The organism is Acinetobacter sp. YH16031, assembly GCF_013417335.1.
GTDB lineage: Bacteria > Pseudomonadota > Gammaproteobacteria > Pseudomonadales > Moraxellaceae > Acinetobacter.
This window is the reverse complement of sequence record NZ_VPED01000104.1, coordinates 1-2,511: the sequence shown is the minus strand read 5'-3', so window position 1 is coordinate 2,511 and position 2,511 is coordinate 1. Positions and strand designations below refer to the sequence as shown.

General features: G+C 39.2%; 1 protein-coding gene. It reads left to right on the top strand.

From position 1 onward, the window contains the following. The first annotated feature begins 117 nt into the window (after window positions 1-117). Window positions 118-2,127, top strand: coding sequence for a mobilization protein (locus FTV31_RS16230; RefSeq protein ID WP_179996718.1), 2,010 nt, complete (start codon window positions 118-120; stop codon window positions 2,125-2,127). Window positions 2,128-2,511: the final 384 nt, after the last annotated feature.

The window sequence follows — 2,511 nt, the reverse complement described above, 5'->3', positions numbered from 1 at the left end:
GTGCCGGGCGGAGAAGCCCACAACAAAGCGCCCCCCGCGCGTGAGAAACCTTTCGACGCATGACGCGATTCCAACAACACAAAATACCAGTGGTCACGCCCTGACGATTTGCTGCTAATGCACACGACACAAGAGCCGAACCACGTTGCCAAGCTTAATGCTCAAGCAAAAAAAATACTCTCAAGCAAAGAGCTAGAAACCTTGCCCAAAAAGCAATTTTACAAAGCAATTGATAATTACGTGAAAACCCTCTTAAAAACCAACACAGCAAAAAATAGAGCGGAAATAATCACCTGTATCAAACAACTAGATGGAGTCGACTCGATAAAACCAAATAAAGAGTCTCTAACGGTCACTCTCAACAACGGCAAAAAACATCGAATAAAAGGTGATTTCTATCATGAAAACTTCGAAATTGGATCTTATTCAGAGCATCTCAGAGCAGCAGCAGAAAGCCGACCAACTGCAAGTGAGCTTGCAGCAGCTCTCACAGACGCTGAGCAACTTCGAGCAACTTATAGAGCAAAGCGAGAAGCCTATAATCAACAACACCACGCTTTTACGCAAAGTACAGCAGACGACAACAACCATAGAATCGCACCTAAGCTCGATTTTGACCGAGCTAGGGTTTCTATCACCCCAAGCAATAAAAACGCTAACAGCGAGCTATACGGAGCAAATAGAGGCACTTCAAAAAAAACTAGCGAATATAGATATTACGGAAATATCAAAAGTGAAATCGAGCATAGATTCGTTTTCAACCTCAATTCAGGCTCTACAGAACCACATCAACAGCCAGTTGCAGAGCCTTTCAATCGACAAGCAGAGTCTACAAAAGAGCATACAAACCCAAGTACAGCAAGCGATAGCGAACCAAAGCGTACAGATCGAGAGCGAAATACAAACACTGATTTCAGAAAAGCTAAGCAATCAGAGATCGAAATACATTCTTTGGGGGGTAATCAGCTTTGGAATACTGAGTCTTTTAATGAGTTTTTATCTGAGCTATCAAGCCAGCATGAATCTAAAGACCATCGAAGCACAAGAACAAATAATTCAGCAGAACAGTCAGCAAATCAGAAATCAAATCAAAATGTTGGAAATCCAACGGAGGTAAGCAATGCAGACAGAAATCGACCACTTCTTAACAGAGCAAAACAACTTGTTATCAGAACAAAACAGCTTATTGATTCAACAAATCAATTCATTAAAAACAATCTTGAGCGAATACAGCGAAGTAGAGCAGAGCTTAAAAACTCAACTCAAACAACAGCAAACCTTGATTTCAGCACAACAATCCGAAATAGCCAAAATCGAACAGGGGAGTTTTTCCGAGCAGTTACAGCAAGCATTTCAAGAAAACTTGAAAATCCAATTGAGTCAGCAATTAACCAAATCATTGAGTCAACTGGATTTAAAAATCATTGTCAGCAACTTAGTAACAGCAAATTTAGAACCGATTCAAACAACAATCAGCACACAACAATCAGACATCGAGAGAGCACTCTCGAAAATCTTGCAATTGAAAGTTCCGAGCGACTTCTACGAAGATTTGCAGATGCAAAGCAAGCAGATCAACATGCTTGGGAAAACTCTAGAGAACTTGACGAAATTAATCGAAAACTTGAACGACTAGAAATCGGAATAACAGAAATTCGACTCAAACCCAAGCCAGCTCTTGATTTTAAATATTTAAGAAGCGACGGTTATTACCCCGATTATGTTGCTTATCACAAAGAAATCAGTGAAAAACAACAGCAAGCATATAAAAATCAGAATCAAATACAACTGATTGTTTTAACGAGTAAAAAAATTAAAAATATAGAAGAATACATAAATCGATCAAGTAAAAATCTCACTCACAGCGAGTGTAGAAAGTTAGATGAAATCATCAAAAACGACCGAAGAATGTTGAGATATCTTGAATGTGAGAAGATTTTAGAGCCTAGAAATTCCCATCTCAAAGAACCAAGAGAATTATATCAATCATGTTTGAAAGGCTTTGAGACGATCAAAAATGATATTCACGAAATTAAAAACCCATCACAACAACAAAACAGCATTGAATTATCAAGTCATGAACTCAAACAGCCACAACCGAGAAATGATTTTGACTTGAATATGTAATCCAATTCAGCAAAAGCAGTAATCAGAGGGGGGAATAAGTGATCTACCGTTATGTTGCTCACACTCCGTTCGCTTTGTGCTTTTCTTTTTGAGGCTAACAGGGATTAGCCGAGCGAGTGTCTACGAGCGATTGAACACTATCAAAATTTTGCCCTGCTCTTTCTCTGATTACAAGCTCCCCTTTACTGCTCAGACTTAGATATAGAGCATCCCGAAGGGTGCGAACAGATTTAATTTGCATCTAGGTCGAGCGAAGCGAGCATAAAAAACTCATGAGCGAAGCGAATTCCGAGTTGCTTTTGTTCTTTTTCTAAAATTCACAAAATATTTAAGCAAAAAATTGCCCCTTCGAATCGAGCGAAAGCGAGATTCAATAGAGTTTGA

What these genes read in the sequence shown, in the direction of transcription:
- FTV31_RS16230 (WP_179996718.1), top strand. Translation starts at nt 118, where the DNA reads ATGCACACGACACAAGAGCCGAACCACGTTGCCAAGCTTAATGCTCAA.